Annotated in this window: 3 protein-coding genes; 1 reads left to right on the top strand and 2 read right to left on the bottom strand. The window is 34.3% G+C overall.

Annotated elements, in window-relative coordinates:
* Nucleotides 1–60 precede the first annotated feature (60 nt).
* Nucleotides 61–207, bottom strand: coding sequence for a BH0509 family protein (locus AC1DJR_RS27095; RefSeq protein ID WP_000817786.1), 147 nt, complete (start codon nucleotides 205–207; stop codon nucleotides 61–63).
* 156 nt (nucleotides 208–363) lie between these two features.
* On the bottom strand, nucleotides 364–780 hold the full coding sequence (locus AC1DJR_RS27090; RefSeq protein ID WP_477003954.1) for a pyridoxamine 5'-phosphate oxidase family protein: 417 nt from the start codon (nucleotides 778–780) through the stop codon (nucleotides 364–366).
* A 179-nt stretch (nucleotides 781–959) separates the two neighbouring features.
* Here AC1DJR_RS27090 and cax point away from each other — a divergent pair, with 179 nt between their 5' ends.
* Entirely contained in the window at nucleotides 960–2,015 is a 1,056-nt protein-coding gene (cax, locus tag AC1DJR_RS27085) for a calcium/proton exchanger (protein WP_002125016.1), read from the top strand.
* Nucleotides 2,016–2,268 lie beyond the last annotated feature (253 nt).

The raw sequence follows: 2,268 nt of genomic DNA, 5'->3' as shown, positions 1-2,268 counted from the left end.
ATGTATAAAAACGAAATAAACCCCCGCCCTATATTTTTAATAAGGTGGGGGTTTATTATACTACTCTGCTATTTCTTCATATAAAAAGTACGTTACATTATAAATATGCTCTACTTCATCRTCYGTCATAAATAATAATTCGTCACGTTCAATCCCTTTTTTCTTTTCAATAAACTCAATCATGTTTTTTCGTTCTTCTCTTTTCATCAATTTTAATTTCTCCCCTCAATCTGTTTTAATACAGTTTATTTAAGTTACTGCTATTATATAACAGAATCTTTAGAAAGTTCCACCTATTTTATTGTTTTTTTCAGAAGAACCTTTCGACAAAACAAGCCCACCTAAGGGGGGCTTGTTTTTATTTTATAGTCGTAAAAACTCGGGMTCGGTCGYACCAGCACTATCGATGTAATAAATTGTATCGGGATTGATTTTTATTAGTACGTAATTAGGGTCTTCCGCACCGAGTAACCAGCGTTTTAAGCTATTAGTCCAAAATTTGTTTTTTAATGTTTGATCTTCTTCGATGGAAGCTATACCTTCAACTTCAATGTAATCCTCATCTAATTTCTTTCCTTCACGTCCAAGTAGTACATGTACATTGGGGTTTTTTTCAATATCTGTTATCTTTTYTGAATTTCGATCTGTTGCAACATATAGTACAAAATCTTCGTGGAAAAACATCATAAAGGCGCTATGTGGCTTATCGTTACGTACAGTAGATAATACACCAGTRCGTTGACCTTGAATAATAGTTGCGATTTTTTCTTTTAAGTGCATATTTTTAGCCTCTTTTCATAATTCATAATTTTTTCTGTCTGGACAAGATAATTTAAATATCTTTCATACTGTTTTCTTCAATCCGATTTTTTAAACGTAATTGTGATGAAATCGGACAAGTTAGGAGATGAATAATAATAATATCGAGGAGAAATACATACGATGGAAGGATGAAAAGCATGTTTAATAAAATATTTCTCATAGTAGCGCTTATAGGTGTACCACTTTCTGTAATCGGAAAAACACTTCATTGGCCACAAACTATTATGTTTGCTGTATACTGCATTACTATTATTGCATTAGCTGGTTTTATGGGGAGGGCGACAGAAAGTTTAGCAATTGTTTCTGGGCCTCGGATAGGTGGTTTATTAAATGCAACTTTCGGTAATGCCGTGGAACTTATCATTTCAATTTTTGCACTCCAGGCAGGATTAACAGAAGTTGTTTTAGCTTCCTTAACTGGTTCTGTACTTGGAAACTTATTACTGGTAGGAGGGTTATCCTTCTTTATAGGTGGCCTTAAGTATAAAAGACAAAGTTTCAATGTTTATGATGCAAGACATAATTCAGCTTTATTAATATTTGCTGTTGTCGTAGCCTTTGTTATTCCAGAGATTTTTTCAATGAAGATGGATGCTGGAAAGACGTATCAATTAAGTATTGGTGTTTCTATTATCATGATCATTATGTATCTTGCTGCATTGCTATTTAAGTTAGTTACGCACCGTGGTGTATATCAACATAAAAGTGATGAAGTAGCGCATGAGGAAGAGCCAGAGTGGTCGAAAGGTAAAGCACTACTCATTTTAGCGATAGCAACACTTGCAGTTGCTTATGTGTCAGAGGCACTCGTACATACTTTTGAAACGGTCGCAAAGTCGTTTGGCTGGTCAGAGTTATTTATAGGGGTTATTATCGTTGCAATTGTTGGTAATGCAGCAGAACATGCATCTGCGATTATTATGGCATATAAAAATAAAGTAAATATCGCAGTAGAAATTGCAGTAGGTTCTACATTACAAATCGCCATGTTTGTTGCTCCTGTGTTAGTACTTCTTTCGATGCTTTTTGCACAAAAGATGCCTCTAGTATTTACAATACCAGAACTTGTTTCTATGATTACAGCTGTTTTCTTAACTATCGCCATTTCAAATGATGGGGATACAAACTGGTTTGAAGGAGGCACTTTATTAGCTGCGTATGTCATTATGGGAATTGGTTTTTATTTATTATGAAAAATAGGGATAACAATGCTTCAGAGGGAAAACACTAAATACAGTAATTTATATACCTTTACATAGGAAGGAGCCAGACAGGTGAAACGAGTGTACAGCATATGTCTTTCAACCATGGTCTCGTTTATTTTATTATTTCCTAACAGTAGTTTTGCAAAGACAACGGTAGAAGTAAAAATGCCTTCATCTGTTTTAAATATTTCAAAGGATAATACATTTCCAAATGATGCACAAGATTTACCGCGTTTACAGC

The organism is Bacillus sp. 05T31, assembly GCF_056396725.1.
The sequence above is the reverse complement of the archived record's forward strand: the minus strand, read 5'-3'. Positions and strand labels throughout refer to the sequence as shown.

What these genes read in the sequence shown, in the direction of transcription:
- cax (WP_002125016.1), top strand. Translation starts at nt 960, where the DNA reads ATGTTTAATAAAATATTTCTCATAGTAGCGCTTATAGGTGTACCACTT.